Source organism: Flavobacterium pokkalii, from assembly GCF_014596575.1.
GTDB lineage: Bacteria > Bacteroidota > Bacteroidia > Flavobacteriales > Flavobacteriaceae > Flavobacterium > Flavobacterium pokkalii.
Map to the genome: position 1 here is coordinate 22,102 of NZ_NASZ01000031.1, position 17,085 is coordinate 39,186.

Below are 17,085 nucleotides of genomic sequence, written 5' to 3' on the forward strand. Positions count from 1 at the left end.
ATAAATTTTAAATAAAATTTTCAGAACATTGAGTCTTAATTTTCGTTTGATGGCTTACCAATAGTAGCTAAAATTCCACCATCAACATAAAGTACGTGACCGTTTACAAAATCACTTGCTTTAGAACTCAAAAAGATAGCAGCACCTTGTAAATCCTCTGGATCTCCCCAACGTTCAGCGGGTGTTCTGTTGATAATAAATTCGTTAAATGGATGTCCATCTACACGGATTGGTGCTGTTTGGCTAGTAGCAAAATATCCTGGCCCTATTCCGTTAGTTTGAATGTTATATTTTGCCCATTCTGTTGCCATACTTCTGGTAAGCATTTTCAAACCTCCTTTTGCAGCAGCATAGGCACTCACTGAATTTCTGCCTAATTCGCTCATCATAGAACAAATATTGATGATTTTCCCTCCACCTCTTTTGATCATACCTTTGGCTACTTGTTTAGAAACAATAAATGGTCCAACCAAATCAATTTTGATTACTAATTCAAAATCGGCAACCTCCATATCAATAATTGGCGTTCTTTTGATGATACCAGCATTATTAATCAAAATATCAATCGGTCCAACTTCTTTTTCTATTTTAGCAATCGCTTCTGCAACTGCTTTTTCATCCGTTACATCAAAAAGGTAACCATGAGCATTTAAGCCTGCAGCCTTATACTCTTCAATAGCTGCTTCTAATTCTGGAGCAGTATTATTATTAATCACTAAAGTAGCACCTGCATTTCCTAATCCTTTAGCCATAGCCATTCCTAAACCGTGAACAGCACCTGTTACTAAAGCTGTTTTTCCTTTTAAATCGAATAAATTTATTGACATCTTTTTTTATTAATTAAATGATTTTTTAATTCCTAGTTCTAATCCTCTTAATTCTGCAAGTCCGCGCAATCTTCCTATTCCTGAATACCCAGGATTCGTTTTTTTATTTAAATCATCTAGCATTTGATGACCGTGGTCTGGTCTCATTGGAATCGTGGCATCAATCATACCTAATGATTTTCTTCTTTTCTCTTCTTCCACCACTGCTTTAACAACAGCAAACATATCTACATCTCCTTCTAAATGATTGGCTTCATAAAAGTTTCCTTTTTCATCACGTTGTGTACTTCTTAAATGTAAAAAGTGGACTCTATCAGCAAAGTTTTTGAAAATTTGAACTAAATTATTATCAACTCTTACTCCTAGTGACCCTGTACAAAAGGTAATTCCATTTGACCTATCCGGAACTTCAGTAAATAAATAAGCATAATCATCTTCCGTACTAACAACTCTTGGCAAACCTAATATTGGATACGGCGGATCATCGGGATGGATACACATTAATACATTATTTTGAGAAGCTACTGGGATAATTTCTTTTAAAAATGCCACTAAATTTTCTCTTAATTTTTTGGCATCAATATTTTGATATGTATTTAAAACGTTCTGAAATTGTTCTAATGTATAACCTTCTTCAGCACCGGGTAATCCAGCAATAATATTCTTAACCAGCTTATCTTTATCTTGTTGTGAAAGATTTTCAAGATAAACTTTTGCCTCTGCTTTTTGTGTATCTGAATAACTATTTTCAGCTCCTGGTCGCTGCAACAAATACAATTCGAACGCTGCAAAGGCAGTAGTATCAAAACGTAATGCTTTAGAACCATCCTCAACTTCAAAATCTAAGTCAGTTCTTGTCCAATCTAGTACTGGCATGAAATTGTAACATACAATATTAATTCCGCATTGTGCTAAATTTGCTATACTTTTTTTGTAATTTTCAATATACTCCTGATAGTTAGCTGAACGAGTTTTTATGTTCTCATGCACTGGAATACTTTCAACAACACTCCAGCGAAGACCGCTTTTTTCAATGATTTCTTTTCTTTTTTTGATTTCATCTATTTCCCATACTGTTCCATTTGGAATATGATGCAAAGCCGAAACAATTCCTGTTGCTCCTGCTTGTTTGATATCTGATAAGGTTACGGGATCATTTGGTCCGTACCAACGCCATGTTTGTTCCATACTATTTTTTGTTAATTAAACTCCGCTATAAGCTGAAAACCCTCCGTCAATAGGAATAACAACACCTGTAACAAATGATGAGGCTTCATCACATAAATACAAAGTTGTACTTATTAAATCTTCTGGTTTACCATAACATCCCATTGGTGTTTGGTCTATAATTTGTTGCCCTCTTTGAGTTAAACTACCATCCTGATTTGTTAATAAAGTTCTATTTTGTTCTGTTAAAAAGAATCCTGGTGCTATAGCATTTACACGAATACCGACTTTAGAAAAATGAACTGCTAACCATTGTGTAAAGTTTGACACTGCTGCTTTTGCGCCACTATAAGCTGGAATTTTTGTTAATGGTGTGAAAGCATTCATCGATGAAATATTTAATATACTACAACCTTTTTTACCAATCATATCTTTAGCAAAAACTTGCGTTGGTAATAATGTGCCTATAAAATTCAAATCAAAAACAAATTTTACCCCTTCATTATCCAAATCAAAGAAAGTTTTAAATCCTTCAGTTTTATTTAATAAATCTTCTTTAACTAAAAAGGGATTAGTTGTTGTTCCTAACGGATGGTTTCCTCCAGCTCCATTTATTAAAATATCACAGCCCCCGAATTTTGAATCAATTTCTTTTTTAGCCAGTTCCAATGATTCTTTTTCCAAAACATTGGCAGCTAAGCCTATTGCTTCTCCTCCCTCTGCAATAATCTCATTAGCAACTTGCTCGGCTGCTTCCTTCTTCAAGTCTAAAACAGCTATTTTATTTCCTTGTTTTGCTAATGCTTTTGCCAGTGTACTGCACAACACTCCTCCTGCACCAGTAACTACTACTACTTTACTCATCTTTTCTTATTACTTTTCTAAATTTATAAATTCTTAGTACGATATTTTTACTCTATTGATTTTAAGTTGCTCTTTATAAGCTTGCAAATACGCAAACCATTCTTTAGAAGTTGTAATCTCTCCCGCTCTATCCCAAACTGCTCCTGTATAATATTTGAATGTGGCATTAGTAGGAACATCTGTAAAAGCTAAATATTGATCTTTACGTAAATACATATTATTTACCTTAGTTGGAATAATCACTCCAACACCTGTTGTACCGTACTTAGCTTCTGTAGGCTCCCAATAACTTAACACACCGCCTTTAATATCAAACAATTCAGTTCCTACCTGATCTCTTTTGATGATTCCGATAACAATAGGAATATGTGTAAGACCCTCAACTTGATAATTCATTTCAACTTGATTTAATTGAGACCCAGCATCCAGGCTAATCGTTTTAGTGGCTTTTACTACATGTCCATCAACATTCCAAGCATCATAATATAATTTGAAGGTGGTACGCAAGGGACCGTTATCCAAGATTTCATATCTTGTATAATTTTTAGAATACCAAATACTATCATTTACATAAGGTGCGCAATTACCCGCTCCCAAAGTATAACCCACATGGTAGTAATCCATTCCATCCCCGTGATCCTCATGATATTTACCTCTACTATAACGGTCATTAATAACCATTTTAGTGGTTCTTTTTACCCAAACATCAATTCCATAGGCATTTTGCTTTGGATTAAGTTCTAGTGCTTTACCATAAGCTCTAAAAGCAATTTTATCATTTTCCCATGCAAAATCATCTGCTCTTTCAGGTACATATCTACCGAAAGTTTTAGTTGGAAAATCACTAGGTTTTTCTTTAAGGAATACTAATTGTATTTTTTCTTTTTCTTTTAAAGACAACTGAACTAACAAGTTTAACGGTGTCTTATTTCCTAAAAACTCTAGTTGATACGGAACTTCTTGCTGATTTTTTGAATTGACAACCTTAAAATTCGAGTCATTTAACCAAGTTAATTTTTCTTTTATTTTTGGATACGATAGGGAAATCACTTTATCCTTATATGTCAAATTAGTCTTGTTCTCAACTGAAACTGATTGATTTTGAAGCGCTTTACAAGATCCAAGTAACATAGAAAAAAGAAGAAGTGTGATATATCTTTTCATATTATTTTTTTGATTTTCTTTGAATGAAAACTGATTTAAAAAATACAATAATATAATTTTTAATTCCTCTACCTGTCCTGTATTGTATGGTACATCTGGAGTTATCTGTGGATTTTGTTTTTTTTATACTAATTAAACTAGCAACTTGAATTATCTATTTTAATAAAAATGGCAGCACCTGCTTTAGCCTCAATTCCCAAATAAGGAAGGGAGGCTAAAGCAGGTAACCTGAATTTTATGATTTGCCAATTATTTGTAAATGGTAATTTTGGCTTCTGATGATTGGTGTAATTTTCCAGACCATGATTCACCATGTGTCGTACTATGTTTTTTTTCAAATTTAAGTACATTGATAATAATACTAAAACTTGTTTTTCAGAAAAACAGGTATTATTTTAGAAGAAACAAACCCCGAAATTACTCAAAACGAGTCAAAAATGGGGTTTCCTTTTAAAGTGTAATAAGAAAAATAGCACCTTTAAGCAAATTTACTTATCATGTTATATCGTATTTAACTAGGTATTCGTGATTTGCTTCGCAGTTCAATACAAATTTTCATTTTTTACTATCAATGAAAATTTTGATAGTTTTACACCCAATTTTTAAAAACTGATTTGGGTAAAACAAACCTTTCAATGTCTTTTTCTGAGCTTTTATAGGCACATCGGAAAACGCCGTAATGATTCTAATTTATACGTCTTTGATTACTATTCTAATTCTAAAAGCATTAAAAGCTCAATCAAAATTTGATTGGTATTCATCCAATTTAGTAGATTCTATAAGATTTAATCTCTTCATCAAAATTGATTTGCAAAAGTGGCTAGACCCCCCCTTCAAAGAATATATTGAACCTCCTCCAAAATACATACAAGGGATTCTATTTTAAAAAAATGTCCCGTCCTGAAATAACGATACACAAAAAACATCGTTATGGAATTAAAAACTAATTATGTAAAGCGAACTCAAAAAGACTATTCGATGTCTTTTAAATTGCAAATTGTTCAAGAAATAGAACAAGGTGATCTCACAGCAACAGAGGCTACAAAAAAATACGGCATTCAATGTAGAAAGACTGTTATAGAATGGTTGCGAAAATTTGGTAACTTCGATTGGGAAAACCAATCTCGTTTAAATATGCCAAAGTCACAGCAACAGAAGATCATGGAACTTGAAGCTCAGGTCAAGTTATTAGAAAAACAAAAGGCTCTTTTGGAACGACAAGCTTATGTCGCAGACAAAAAAGCGATCTTGTTTGATATGATGATAGATCTAGCCGAGAAAGAATATCACATCGATATACGAAAAAACTCTCCACCCGAACAATCGACTGCTTCAGAAAAAAAGAACAAAAAACAGTAGCGTTTACCTGTTATTTGTTCGGGATAGACAGACAGGTTTATTATCGAAAAATTAAAAGAAGAGCATCCAAACAAAGCAAAGCCAAAGAAGTAATTTCGATGGTAAATGATATCAGAGAGATAATGCCTAGAGTAGGCACAAGAAAACTATATTATCTTCTGCTGGATAAACTTCAACTAATGAAAATAGGAAGAGATAAATTCTTTGATATACTCAGAGCTAATCATTTATTAATACAGCCTAAACGAAGTTATCATGTAACAACTAATTCACATCATCGATTTAGAAAACATCAAAATCAGATTTTAGATTTACAAATTAACAGGCCTGAACAGGTTTGGGTATCTGACATAACCTATATAGGGAAAAGAGATAATCCATGTTATTTAAGTTTGGTTACAGATGCTTATTCTAAAAAGATCATGGGGTATTATGTTGCTGATAATATGAATACAGAAAGCAGTTTGAAAGCTTTAAAAATGGCTCTTAAACACAGAAATAACAAAAACTTACCGTTGATACATCATTCTGATAGAGGTATCCAATATTGTGCCCATGAATACCAAAAACAGCTTGATAAAAATAAAGTTGTATGTAGCATGACGCAAAATTCGGATCCTTATGAAAATGCAGTAGCAGAAAGGGTTAATGGTATTTTAAAGCAGGAATTTAAGATTGATAAATACAATCAAAAAACAGAAATCATGCAGAAAATTGTAAAGGAAGCTATTAATATCTATAATGAAATCAGACCTCATTATTCTAATTATATGCTTACTCCCAATCAGATGCATAAACAAAATAAAATTAAAATGAGAACTTATAAAACAAAAAACAGTAGTAAATCTATGCTTACTACTGTCTAAAAATTGTACTTTTATTTATTATTAATCCTGTATCACTTTTTCAGGACTAGACAAAAGACCATTACAATGATTTAATACAATTAAATGGTCCGATTTTATGTAATCAAATTTTATTTAGATCAGAATTGATTTCAAAGGAATTAATATTAACAAGCTAAAGTATATCATTTGTATTATTTATTTGTCTTATATTGTCTTGCTCGTTACTAATTTCATTTAGCAAACACGAACCACACGTAAATTCAAAAGCTTTCCTAATTTTTCAATTTTGTTAGCAATATACCCTACTCCAATGGCGCAATGATGCGAAGGCCCTTGTTTAGACCATTCGTTCATAAAAGCTCTGACCCCTATTGAAAAACGGTATCGGCTATTGGTATTCCCTATTTGAAGCACAGGACCTGGAACTGATTCACCTTCGGCGACCAATAAAAAGACCTCATCTTTACCTTCTACCACAGAGAGTAAGGTTACGGGGCCGTGTTTTACGGTCATCTGTATCGAAAGTCCTTTGCCTGGTTTTCCGTGGTAAACAGGTAGTGGCACTAATTGTACGTTCCCTTCGGCAATGGCAAAATGAGCTGGACCATCATGCCCTAGCATCACAATATCATCATTAAAATCCATCGCATAAAACTCCGAGAACGAACCGCCAACCCCAAAGGCATCCAAGATTTTCATGGCTTGGGCATTTTTAATTTCGTATTCTCCTGCAACTGGAATATTTTTCCCAGTTAGCAAGGTATTTCCAGCGATTACTGAGGTTACAATATTTTCATATTCGTTGGCCGTTTCGCCTTCATAATAATAAGCCATGGAACCCAAATTATGATTCGCTACAAGTTTATCCAGGGCAATAGAGGTTTTAGCAGCACGCACCAACTCGGTTTGTTCACAAGTATCAATAACTTCAAAAGTGTTTCTAAATTCTAAAATTTTTGATTCTATCTCAGCATCCGTTACAGCATCGCGGTATTTTTTGACTTCGCACATTTCTACAATTTCGATGTGTGTACCGAATGCAGCCGCTTGTTTGGTTAAATCTGAATAGACATCCAGCATCCCACAGTAATAATGTCCCAAAACTCCCAATCGATTATTCGCCATAATTTTAGCAACTTTGGCGGCATCAATCCAATCTTGTATTTCTTCCCAAACGGCTTGTTCGTCTAGATACCCTGTTACAAACTCATAATCAATTCCTGAACGATTGAATACATTGGCTAATTCTGGTACTGAACACGCCTGACAATGCGCGAGCCATTCGCCCGTCATTACACCTCTATCTCCCAGCTTATTAAAACTCTCATAATCAATGGCGGCTACAGGTTGAATATTTAAAATGATGGTTGGGCATTTTAACTTTTGAACCACGGGCAAAACGGTTGATGACAAGGCATAAGTAGAAACATATAAAAACAATAAATCGACATCTTCTTTTTTCAAGATTTCAGCTTTATCTCTTGCCACTTGAGGTGCATCCACCAAACCTACATTTATAACTTCAGCCCCAAAACCTTCCATTTTCTCAGCGATTTGTTGTTGATAACCTTCTAATCGTTCTAACAAACCTTCAAACTGTGGCCAATAGGTATCCAAACCAATACCAAATAATCCTACTTTCATCATTTTTTTATTTTTATTAAATACGCAATCTTTCTCCAGCTATCAAGGAAACTAAATTTATTCTCAAGCCACAGATTAAAAAGATTTTCAGGATTTTATTTATCTAATTGGTAAAATCCGTACTAACCCTAACTAATTCTTCTTTAGCTGTGTTTATTAAAATATTTTGAAAAAAAATCTACATAAATCCGTGTAAATCTGCGTGCAAAAAATCAGCACACAGATTCGGCAGATTTTCGCAGATAATAATTTAGATCTGATTTATTAATTTAGGTCATTTCCCTTTGTGTTTTTTAATTATAAATTTTAAATTCAGCTATTGAAACTGCCTTAGTGACCTTATCAATTGCAATTCTGCACTTAGTTGCCGTGACTGCTTTGAAATTGTGTTCTTTATTTTGTCCACAGCTTTTTCCTGTTGCCAAATCTTTCCATTCTTTATCATTCCAAAATTGAATTTTGTAGCCTTCAATAGTAGTACCTAGCTCATTAATAATTACTTTACTAAAGGTTTGTGGTTTTACCCATTCGACTTCTAAATATTGGTTATTGCCGTCTTTAGCCTGCCAGCTGGTTTCATTGTTTTCGTCATTAGCTTTGAAAGCTTCAAAACCAGGCAACTTTTCTGTTTCAATAAACATAGATGAGGCGTTCATTCTGCCCAAAGTAGCTAGATTTTTAGAAGTTAAAATTGGGTCAGGATAACTTACTTTTGGAAGTTTTTTTACTCTAAAATTGTAAATTCCAGATACTACTTCATAAATGATATAATTTCCAACCGCATCATTTTTTTCAGTACCTACATATTTAATTCCTTCTGATTTTTCGGCTAATTGTTTCCCTTCATAAATGTCGTTTTTATTATTGGCAGGCAAATATACTTTTGCTGAAGTGTTAACAGGAATCTCTAGGTGGAATGTTGCTTTATTATCTCCTTTGGTCCAATTTACCACCACATTTCCATACATCGATTCGTATTCGGTATTGGCAAAAGTTAAATCGCCCACAAGAGCAGGTTTTATGATGATACTTTGCATACCCAATTTTTCGGGATTTGGACGAATTCCACCAAAACCTTTGATAAAATAACCGCCAATACCTGTATAACAGGTATGAATCTGGCTCACACCCACCGCCGACCAACGCTCTGGCCAAACCGTTTTGCCTTGTTCAATAAAATAGCCGTAACTTGGGTGATGCTTGTCTTTTAGCAATTCGTAAACTAAATCCATGCGCTCTCCAAATTCCGTAAAATAACGGGTATAAAGTCCTTGACCTGAACTTCCTGTGTCGTAATACGGGAATTTGTATAATACATTATCTACTAAAACATCATATACTTTTTGTTTTTCAGCATCAGGTGTTACTCCAGATAACAAAGCAAGAGCTTGGTTTATTTGTCGGCCATCAAGATATTTTCCTGTTGCAGAATCATACGATAGTTCATGAGTTGCTTTTTGTTGTACCTTTAGGCGTTCTTCATAGGTGTTTACATCTTCTGTTTTATTCAAAACCGATGCTATATTTTTTGCACAATCTAACATATAGGCATATACACAATTGTTAAAATGAACGGATACAGGAGAATTACTGTCCACCCAGAAATTACCTCGGGGTGTACACCAATCGCCCAAACCTGGAAAATCCATTGAACCTTGCTTTCCTGTCTTTAACGCCCCTCCTTTATCAAAATCAGATTGACGATACAGCCATTCCATCCACTTTTGCATTGTACCATAATGGGTTTCCAATAATTTTTTATCAGCTAACATTCGGTAGGTTTCCCAAATAGAAATGGGACTATTTGCCATCCACATCAGAAAATAAAAATCATCTCCGTTAATCACAGCACGCATTTTACCATCATCATTTTGTGTATCTTGTAAAAACTGAGCATACTGTTGCATGTAAGCACCACTTTCAAAATTTGGCAAGGCATCACCATACATAGCAGCTACGGTTACTTCACCCCAGCCTCGGCGTTCTCGATGAGGACAATCAACAGCAATTCCATCAATAGTATTGGCAAGGTAAGTTTTCAGATTGATTTCATAAATTTTATTTAGCAGTTCGCTAGAACTTTCAAAACTACTGATTTGCTTTCGGTTGTTTGTGACCACATACCCTTTGATATCTTTCAATTCGGGTTTGTAATTCAGTCCGTACACGGTAATCCATCGACCCCCAGCAAGGTTAAAGCGATTGTTGAATTGCCCTTTGCCTGTTCTTCCATAAATGTATTTACTTCGTTGATCCCAACTAGCGGTTACTTCTTTACGATCTGCAATTTCAAAAGTCACCGTATCTCCCTCCTTGCCATTATAAAGGTTCATCTCAAAATGACCCGTATAATTTTCGCCCATATCAATAATATAAGAGCTGTTTGAATTTTTCTCAATACCAATGGGTTTTATCTCCCTATATCGTACTTGAGGTTCTACTATTTGAGCACTTAGCTTAGCTGTTATTTTACTTGTAGGTAAATTAGCATCGGTGCTGGCAACTGGTAGTGCACCTTTCATTCCGAGATAAATCTCTGCTTTACCAACTTCTTTTGCAGTGGCTTGTTCAAAAACAACCGCTTCATCCCATTGGCTGTCATTATAGTTAATGGTATTCCAGTCATCTTCACGTAATCGTTCATCAATTATTTCTCCACCAAAATTCAGGATATCCCATGGCCCCCAATAGGCACTGTAACTCTTTTTGCACTTCCAAGTTTTATCAGTAGCAATTACTATTTTTTTATTGTTCATGTTAATATCAGCTTGTGCCTTGAAAACAAATGGTGCATCGTGATACTCAACCATACGACCCCATCTAGCCCAGCCTGCTGCATGCCAAATGCCAATTACATTGTCGCCTTTTTTTAGATAAGGCTGAATATCGTAAGTAAGATAAGGTAAATGTTTGTTCATAGCCGAGTAGGCAGGATTCATGACATTATCTGTTACTTTATGACCGTTTACATAAAGTTCGTGATATCCAAATGAAGCTACATACACTAATGCCTGATTAGAATTACGCTCTAAAAAAAATTTCTTTCGATACCAGTTGTGTTCCTTTTTATTTTGGTCTTTTTTATAAATCCAATCGCCTTTCCAATCTGATGGGTTTAAAAGACCAATAGAAAATTTCGCAGGCTCACTCCACTTGCATACTTTACCTGCTATATCCCAAATACGAACTTTCCAATAACATTCCTGCCCTGATTTTAAAGCAATCCCGTTGTAGGTAACATTTACTGATTGTGAGCTTTCTGTTTTCTTAGAATCCCATAAATCGCCACTATTTTTTTCTAACATTTCAAGACTGCTTGCTACAACAATTTGATAAGCAGTTTGCTTTTGTCCGCGAACTGTTTTGGATTGAAATAGCTTCCAGCTTAAACGTGGTGAGGTATTATCAATTCCTAAGGGATTGACACGATACTCGCATTTTAAATCGGTAGGTATCCCCGATGAGAAAGCAAAATTTTGAGTTGAAAATACTAGTAGAAATACGAGATTAAGCAACAAAGTACTTTTTTTGGAGCATTGATATTGAAACTGATTTTTCATATAAGATGATTTTTTTCGGAATCTAAATTTTATTTTATTGTATTTTTTGAAGATATATTATTAATTTTAATCTACTAAAACTCCATTTTATTTTTTAAAAGCCAAAAAGAAAAATAGCTTATAAATTAAGATTAAAACTTTGTAAATTTCAACAAAAACCACAATAATAACAATTCATAATTTGACAAAACAATTGCACAAAATGACATGAAAAATGCTTATCGAAAATATTTAATGGTTTTTGACCATGACAAAAAATGGGGATTCTATGTGACTAATTTGGGACGAACTATTATTGACTCGGAGAGCAAATACCCTTCAAAAGACCATCCTGAGGAATACATCTTTAAATGGAGCGAAGGAAGAATACTAGATGAATTTCATCTGGTTTTAATTACCAAAGGAGAAGGCGTTTTTGAAAGTACACAAACAGGTAAAAAAAGAATCACTGACGGCGATGTTTTTTTATTATTTCCGGGAGTTTGGCATCGATACAAACCTTCAAAAAAAACCGGCTGGACAGAACGCTGGGTAGGATTCTCGGGAGCTATTGCCCAACAGTTTCTTTCGACAAATTTCAACATCCAAAACGACCCAATCATTTCTAATTGCAACAAATCGATTGTTTTAAACCATTTCAACACCCTGTTTAAACTTTTTGATGAAGAGCCTTTCGGGTTTCAACGATTAGCCTCTGGCATTTGCATGCAGTTGATGGCTGAAATTCACAACATCAGATTAGGCGGCTCCAATATTGAAGACTTGAATTCATTAGTCTCTAAAGCAAAAGGCTTCATGTACGCAAACATTACCAGTTCTATTGATTTAAACACCATTGCTGAAGACTTAGGCGTAAGCTATTCAAAATTCAGAATGGATTTTAAGAAACAAACTGGCGTATCGCCGTTACAATATTTTTTATTATTAAAAATCGAAAAGTCCAAAGAGCTGTTACTGAACTCCAATAAAAACCAAAAAGAAATTGCTTATGAATTAGGGTTTGAATCAGATTATTATTTTAACCGTCTTTTTAAACAAAAAACGGGAATGTCACCCGGACAATTCAGGAATAAAAAAAGTTAGCAATCGTGAAATATTTTTTTTTTAAAATTAATTTCTAAAAATGACCGTTTACCATATATAGCTAAAAAAACTACCCGAAAATCTAGTTTTCGGGTAGTTACATAAATTTAGGGTTATATTACTGGAATTGACATCCATTTAAATATTATGGATTATTTACAAAATTAGCTTGCGTTGTGCCCTTTCTCCATAAAATCGTAGCAGATCCTCCATGACAACGGTAAGCCCCCATACGTAATTTAGCCTGTAAAGCTCTTTCTGGTTCTGGAACAGTAAAAGTACTGCTTACCCCATTGATAGTTGATTTTACATAATGCCTTAAATTACCATTTACAGTATCAAACCCAGTTGACACATCAATCCAAAAATCTGTATTATATTTAACGTTAGTGATAAAAACCAATTGTCTCCCTGTTGTTCCAGAACCACCTCGTGATAATATTTCTTCACGATAAATATCAAACGAATCCGTTTTGCCTTGACCATTTAGTATGACATTTCCATTTGAATCCCTTACAGGTTTAGCTATAAATAATGCAATGGCTGGGTCAGCAGAACCACCTCCACCTGTGTGAGTACCTTTAGCTTGAATTAAATAAGTCCCATCCTTATCACTCATACTAGTTGGAGGATGGCTATCAGTAAAAGTTCCAGCCTCTAACACGCGACAATAGCCAGTTATACGTACATAGTTTCCACTTTTTATATTATTTACTGTACTACTAGCCCGTTCAATTCTTGTCTGAAGAGAGCCGACATCATCTGTTGACAAAAGGCGATACACCCCCCAATCATATTGAGAACCATAAGTACCTTGAGTATAATCATAAGTACAACTTCTGTCATCAATTGTTGCATTTACACCAACATTGTGATCTGTCCCTCCTCCTGTCCAAGTGTACAACACTTGAGAACATGACAATGCAGTCAAATTATTACTAACAGGAACAACAACTTCTTCGTCGCTCGCAGCTACATTATTTGTTTCTTGAACATCATTTGTACAAGACATTAAGAGTCCAATTTGGAGTAACCCTCCAAACCCACCGAGGGCTAATTGTTTAAATTTTGTTTTCATTTAATGATAAATTTGGTTAATTAATAAGTCAAATTTAATTTAGATGTAAATAGCCGCTGTCCTGCTTTGCAGGGTTAAAATTAAATATTAAACAATTATTTAATATTTTTTTTACACACTAATCAAATAACAACTAAAAAAAATACGATTTAAACACAATCTGACACATACATATCCAATGAAATCGATTTTATTTCACAAGAATTTTACGTGAGATGACTTTATCCCCATCTGTAATTTTCAAAATATAAAAGCCTGATTGCAGCTTATTCAATGAAAGAGATTCGTTTAAGTAATTAGTGTCTTTAATTTGTTTATTAAAAACAAGTCTCCCTAATGGATCAAACAATTCCAATGTTATAGTAGTTAAGCGATGTAAAGTTGGAGCGCTAACAATAAAACTCCCTTTATTAGGATTGGGAAATACCGCAATAGTATCAAAATAATCCTCACTTACCGCTACTTCTTTGGCTATATTTTTACAAAATTCTATGGACCATGAATTCAACACACCGCCAAATGAAGGCAAATTATCTTTAATAATAATATTCCATTTTCCTTTCGTATTTTCTCCCTTAAACAGTGATAAAGCATCTTTTTGCGGACGGAATTTGAAGTTATTCGAACTATTTAAACAGTCAAAATGCACCGCTTCATCATCAAAAGTACCTATGATACCTTTTTCTTGACCACAACTTCCAAAGCTCTTTAACTCCACTTTTGTTCCTTCCGGGCTTTCAATAAAAATTTCTAAATTCTTAATTTGCTCATGGGATAAATTAATCGCAACATTAACATCATTTACCATTTCCGTATCCTCAATATCAATACTGTTTATTTGTTTAGCATCAGGTAAATCATGACTTATTGGCAATGCTAAGTTTAAACTGGATTCGTATTTTTTACAGACATTCATCACTTCTTGACCAATGGAGAAATTTTCTTTATTTATTGCAAAAAAATGACCTCCATTCGCTTCCAGCAAAAAACGGCATTCAGTTGCTAGGATGTTAGGTACCTTAAATTGAAAGACACCATTATTAGGTATATTATCCGCAATAACATAATCATATTTTACTCCTCCATCAGTAGAGAGTACTAATTTTAGGTATTTACCCCCATGAAGGCGGTTCGTCTTATTTACGTTCCAACTAATCGTTTGATAGGAATTAGGGATTAAAAAAATAGATTTACTATTAAATGAATTAAATTCAAAAGGCCCATAATTAACATCAAATACCACTTCAACATCTTTGTAGTCTGTGAGACCGCCCTGTGTATTATTATCCCTTACAGTCAGTCTAAAAGTAGCTTTTCTTGCCACATTAGGAACTTTTTCCCATTTTGTTTCATTAAGACCATACCGTAACTCATCAAGATTTGGAATATATCTCGTATTGTTTTTGGAAGGCAAATAAGACCTGCATAAAACGGCATTGGAATTGGCCGCCTGAGGGTCAGGAAAAACATACCTTCCAAAACTATTGTCAATTTGCTCCCAACAGTAGGTCAACGAATCATTTTCATTATCCGATGCTTGTCCTTCTAATTTAAAAGGAGTTGATATAGGCAAAATAATTGTAGAAAAGTCTTTAATAATAGGTTTCGTATTTGTGGTGCTTATGAAATCTCCACATGATATTTGCTTGGAATAGTCCTCAATTTGAGCAATTGAAATCCCATGAAAATAAGGTTCGTTATTCAACCCAACATTTGCTGAATTAGAAATACCCGCATATCCCATAATTGTAGAACCTGAACCAGGTTCCACTTGAACTCCAGTTCCTTCATTTCCATTAGCAGACCAAGTGTGATTGGCACCAAATTGATGCCCAATTTCATGGGCTACTAAATTATAATCAAAAAAATATCCTGTGGGATGATTACTTGAAGAATAGGCTCTCCCTTTCAAGTCTGACTGACAAACACAACCAATACAGTTTGAGTTGCCTTCAATACCTCCTTTTCGAAATAAATGTCCGATGGAATAATTAGCATCACCTATTTTAGTATCTAGAAGCTTCTGTAATGACTCCCCATAATCAGATGATTCTGTAAATGGGTCACTATCTGCATCAAAAAATAAAAGACTGTCATTATTTGGGGCTAATTGAAAACTTATATTCAAGTCGTTTTCAAACACGGCATTCACGTTTGTCAAAGTGGCCACAATTGCAGCATTTACACTGGCAAGAGTGTTTCCGTGAAAACTAGAATACTCGTTTGTGGTCGCTATTGCAATTTTGTATTTTTTTTTGACAGTTGTCACTGCCTGTTTTTTAAGATACTCAATATCTTTTAGCTTACTTAAATTTTTAGGAGCTAAGCAATTAGCAAACATTCTACTTTCAATATTCTTTTTTTCTAATACCTTAAAAGTTTCAATGTTATCAAAGGGTTCGTAAACTACAAACTCATCATTAGTAATCATAATTCCGCTAAGCCCTTTGTAGGGAGAAAGACTAAAACTTATTTTTATCGATGGATTTTGAATATTATAACCAAAATACGACCGAATTTCAGGATATTTTTGTTGCTGTTCATCATCCAAAATAGCACGTTCCGAAATCAGAAAATCAATAATAACACCTCTTTTATCAGGAAAACCTACTATTACTTTGTTTTTTGCACTTTTTGAGGTTTTAAAGGTTTGCGCTAAGGCTTCACTTAGTTTTGAATAATCAAATTGATAACCATTTGACAGGGAATCATTTTCCCCTACATGAATTTTGCGCTCTAATTTTGTTTTGGAAAAAAAGTTGTTTTGGCTATATCCTGTTGTACAATAAAATATAAACAGAAGAATCATCATTAATCTTGAAGAAAATATTCTTATTATTTCCAACAAGAAATTTAACCTTAAAGCAACTACAATTGATATTTTTTTAAACGGTCGTTTTATTATCATAATTTTATTTTCTTAACCAATAGCTATTCAAAGCATTTTTAGATATAATAAAAAACATCAAAATATTTTTTTTTAAATTATTGTACGATTTCGCAAGGAAAATCAATTTGTTTTAAACCAATTATTCTAAATACTTTTATCGAAAAACATTCTTCACTACAACCCTAGTACTAAGCTTTTATCTGTTCTTTTTCATTAAAAAATAGAATCTATAAAATTATTTATTCCCAAAATTTACTATATATCTTAATAAACTTAATGAATAGATCCTAATATCATTTTATCATTAAAAAAGTAATACTTTTATATTTCAATACATACAATCAAAATTTTCAAAAAAATCACCTACAAACAGGCTGAAATTATAATATGTTTTTTAAAAAAAAGTCGAGATACTTATAATAATATGTACTCGACTTTTTTAAATTAAAATTAAAAGCTCTATTAATTAGTTTTAAAACTCCATACTTGTCCAATAGTTTGACCTCCCTTAGAATCTTTAACAACTATTTTAAAATAATAGGTAGAAGCTCCTGTTAATCCGCTTGCATTGAAAGTAGTCCCAGATTGACCTTCTGACACT

General features: G+C 33.7%; 12 protein-coding genes. 3 read left to right on the forward strand and 9 right to left on the reverse strand.

Features of this window, described 5'->3' with window-relative positions; translation table 11 throughout:
- Positions 1 to 35: 35 nt before the first annotated feature.
- The 5 genes from B6A10_RS15225 to B6A10_RS15245 form a co-directional block, all read right to left on the reverse strand.
- On the reverse strand, positions 36 to 827 hold the full coding sequence (locus tag B6A10_RS15225; RefSeq protein WP_188221541.1) for a gluconate 5-dehydrogenase: 792 nt from the start codon (positions 825 to 827) through the stop codon (positions 36 to 38).
- Between the two features lie 9 nt (positions 828 to 836).
- Positions 837 to 2,015, reverse strand: coding sequence for a mannonate dehydratase (gene uxuA, locus B6A10_RS15230; RefSeq protein ID WP_188221542.1), 1,179 nt, complete (start codon positions 2,013 to 2,015; stop codon positions 837 to 839).
- Between the two features lie 15 nt (positions 2,016 to 2,030).
- Positions 2,031 to 2,858 carry an SDR family oxidoreductase gene (locus B6A10_RS15235; RefSeq protein WP_188221543.1) on the reverse strand — a complete coding sequence of 276 codons (828 nt, stop codon included), beginning with the start codon at positions 2,856 to 2,858 and terminating at the stop codon, positions 2,031 to 2,033.
- Between the two features lie 33 nt (positions 2,859 to 2,891).
- On the reverse strand, positions 2,892 to 4,022 hold the full coding sequence (locus B6A10_RS15240; RefSeq protein ID WP_188221544.1) for a DUF4861 family protein: 1,131 nt from the start codon (positions 4,020 to 4,022) through the stop codon (positions 2,892 to 2,894).
- 137 nt (positions 4,023 to 4,159) lie between these two features.
- On the reverse strand, positions 4,160 to 4,360 hold the full coding sequence (locus B6A10_RS15245) for a hypothetical protein (protein ID WP_188221545.1): 201 nt from the start codon (positions 4,358 to 4,360) through the stop codon (positions 4,160 to 4,162).
- A gap of 592 nt (positions 4,361 to 4,952) precedes the next feature.
- Between B6A10_RS15245 and B6A10_RS16325 the strand changes: the two genes are divergently transcribed.
- Both B6A10_RS16325 and B6A10_RS15250 read left to right on the forward strand, forming a co-directional pair.
- Complete coding sequence (locus B6A10_RS16325; RefSeq protein WP_202986223.1) at positions 4,953 to 5,381, forward strand: helix-turn-helix domain-containing protein; 429 nt, start codon at positions 4,953 to 4,955, stop codon at positions 5,379 to 5,381.
- 14 nt (positions 5,382 to 5,395) lie between these two features.
- Entirely contained in the window at positions 5,396 to 6,247 is an 852-nt protein-coding gene (locus B6A10_RS15250; protein ID WP_202986225.1) for an IS3 family transposase, read from the forward strand.
- A 216-nt stretch (positions 6,248 to 6,463) separates the two neighbouring features.
- Here B6A10_RS15250 and B6A10_RS15255 read toward each other — a convergent pair whose 3' ends face one another.
- On the reverse strand, positions 6,464 to 7,876 hold the full coding sequence (locus B6A10_RS15255) for an L-fucose/L-arabinose isomerase family protein (RefSeq protein ID WP_202986224.1): 1,413 nt from the start codon (positions 7,874 to 7,876) through the stop codon (positions 6,464 to 6,466).
- A 290-nt stretch (positions 7,877 to 8,166) separates the two neighbouring features.
- On the reverse strand, positions 8,167 to 11,433 hold the full coding sequence (locus B6A10_RS15260) for a family 78 glycoside hydrolase catalytic domain (protein WP_188221546.1): 3,267 nt from the start codon (positions 11,431 to 11,433) through the stop codon (positions 8,167 to 8,169).
- A gap of 207 nt (positions 11,434 to 11,640) precedes the next feature.
- Here B6A10_RS15260 and B6A10_RS15265 point away from each other — a divergent pair, with 207 nt between their 5' ends.
- Complete coding sequence (locus B6A10_RS15265; RefSeq protein WP_188221547.1) at positions 11,641 to 12,516, forward strand: AraC family transcriptional regulator; 876 nt, start codon at positions 11,641 to 11,643, stop codon at positions 12,514 to 12,516.
- A gap of 145 nt (positions 12,517 to 12,661) precedes the next feature.
- On the opposite strand, the gene B6A10_RS15270 is transcribed toward B6A10_RS15265, so the two are convergent.
- Both B6A10_RS15270 and B6A10_RS15275 read right to left on the reverse strand, forming a co-directional pair.
- Positions 12,662 to 13,594, reverse strand: a complete 933-nt coding sequence (locus B6A10_RS15270) for a hypothetical protein (protein WP_188221548.1) — start codon at positions 13,592 to 13,594, stop codon at positions 12,662 to 12,664.
- A gap of 190 nt (positions 13,595 to 13,784) precedes the next feature.
- Positions 13,785 to 16,502: a reprolysin-like metallopeptidase gene (locus B6A10_RS15275; RefSeq protein ID WP_188221549.1), complete on the reverse strand. Its 2,718-nt coding sequence runs from the start codon at positions 16,500 to 16,502 to the stop codon at positions 13,785 to 13,787.
- Positions 16,503 to 17,085 lie beyond the last annotated feature (583 nt).

Excerpts from the sequence above, each read along its gene's own strand:
- B6A10_RS15235 (WP_188221543.1), bottom strand. The coding sequence starts at position 2,858 with ATGAGTAAAGTAGTAGTAGTTACTGGTGCAGGAGGAGTGTTGTGCAGT.
- B6A10_RS15255 (WP_202986224.1), bottom strand. The coding sequence starts at position 7,876 with ATGATGAAAGTAGGATTATTTGGTATTGGTTTGGATACCTATTGGCCA.
- B6A10_RS15260 (WP_188221546.1), bottom strand. The coding sequence starts at position 11,433 with ATGAAAAATCAGTTTCAATATCAATGCTCCAAAAAAAGTACTTTGTTG.
- uxuA (WP_188221542.1), bottom strand. The coding sequence starts at position 2,015 with ATGGAACAAACATGGCGTTGGTACGGACCAAATGATCCCGTAACCTTA.
- B6A10_RS16325 (WP_202986223.1), top strand. The coding sequence starts at position 4,953 with ATGGAATTAAAAACTAATTATGTAAAGCGAACTCAAAAAGACTATTCG.
- B6A10_RS15275 (WP_188221549.1), bottom strand. The coding sequence starts at position 16,502 with ATGATAATAAAACGACCGTTTAAAAAAATATCAATTGTAGTTGCTTTA.
- B6A10_RS15265 (WP_188221547.1), top strand. The coding sequence starts at position 11,641 with ATGAAAAATGCTTATCGAAAATATTTAATGGTTTTTGACCATGACAAA.
- B6A10_RS15240 (WP_188221544.1), bottom strand. The coding sequence starts at position 4,022 with ATGAAAAGATATATCACACTTCTTCTTTTTTCTATGTTACTTGGATCT.
- B6A10_RS15270 (WP_188221548.1), bottom strand. The coding sequence starts at position 13,594 with ATGAAAACAAAATTTAAACAATTAGCCCTCGGTGGGTTTGGAGGGTTA.
- B6A10_RS15225 (WP_188221541.1), bottom strand. The coding sequence starts at position 827 with ATGTCAATAAATTTATTCGATTTAAAAGGAAAAACAGCTTTAGTAACA.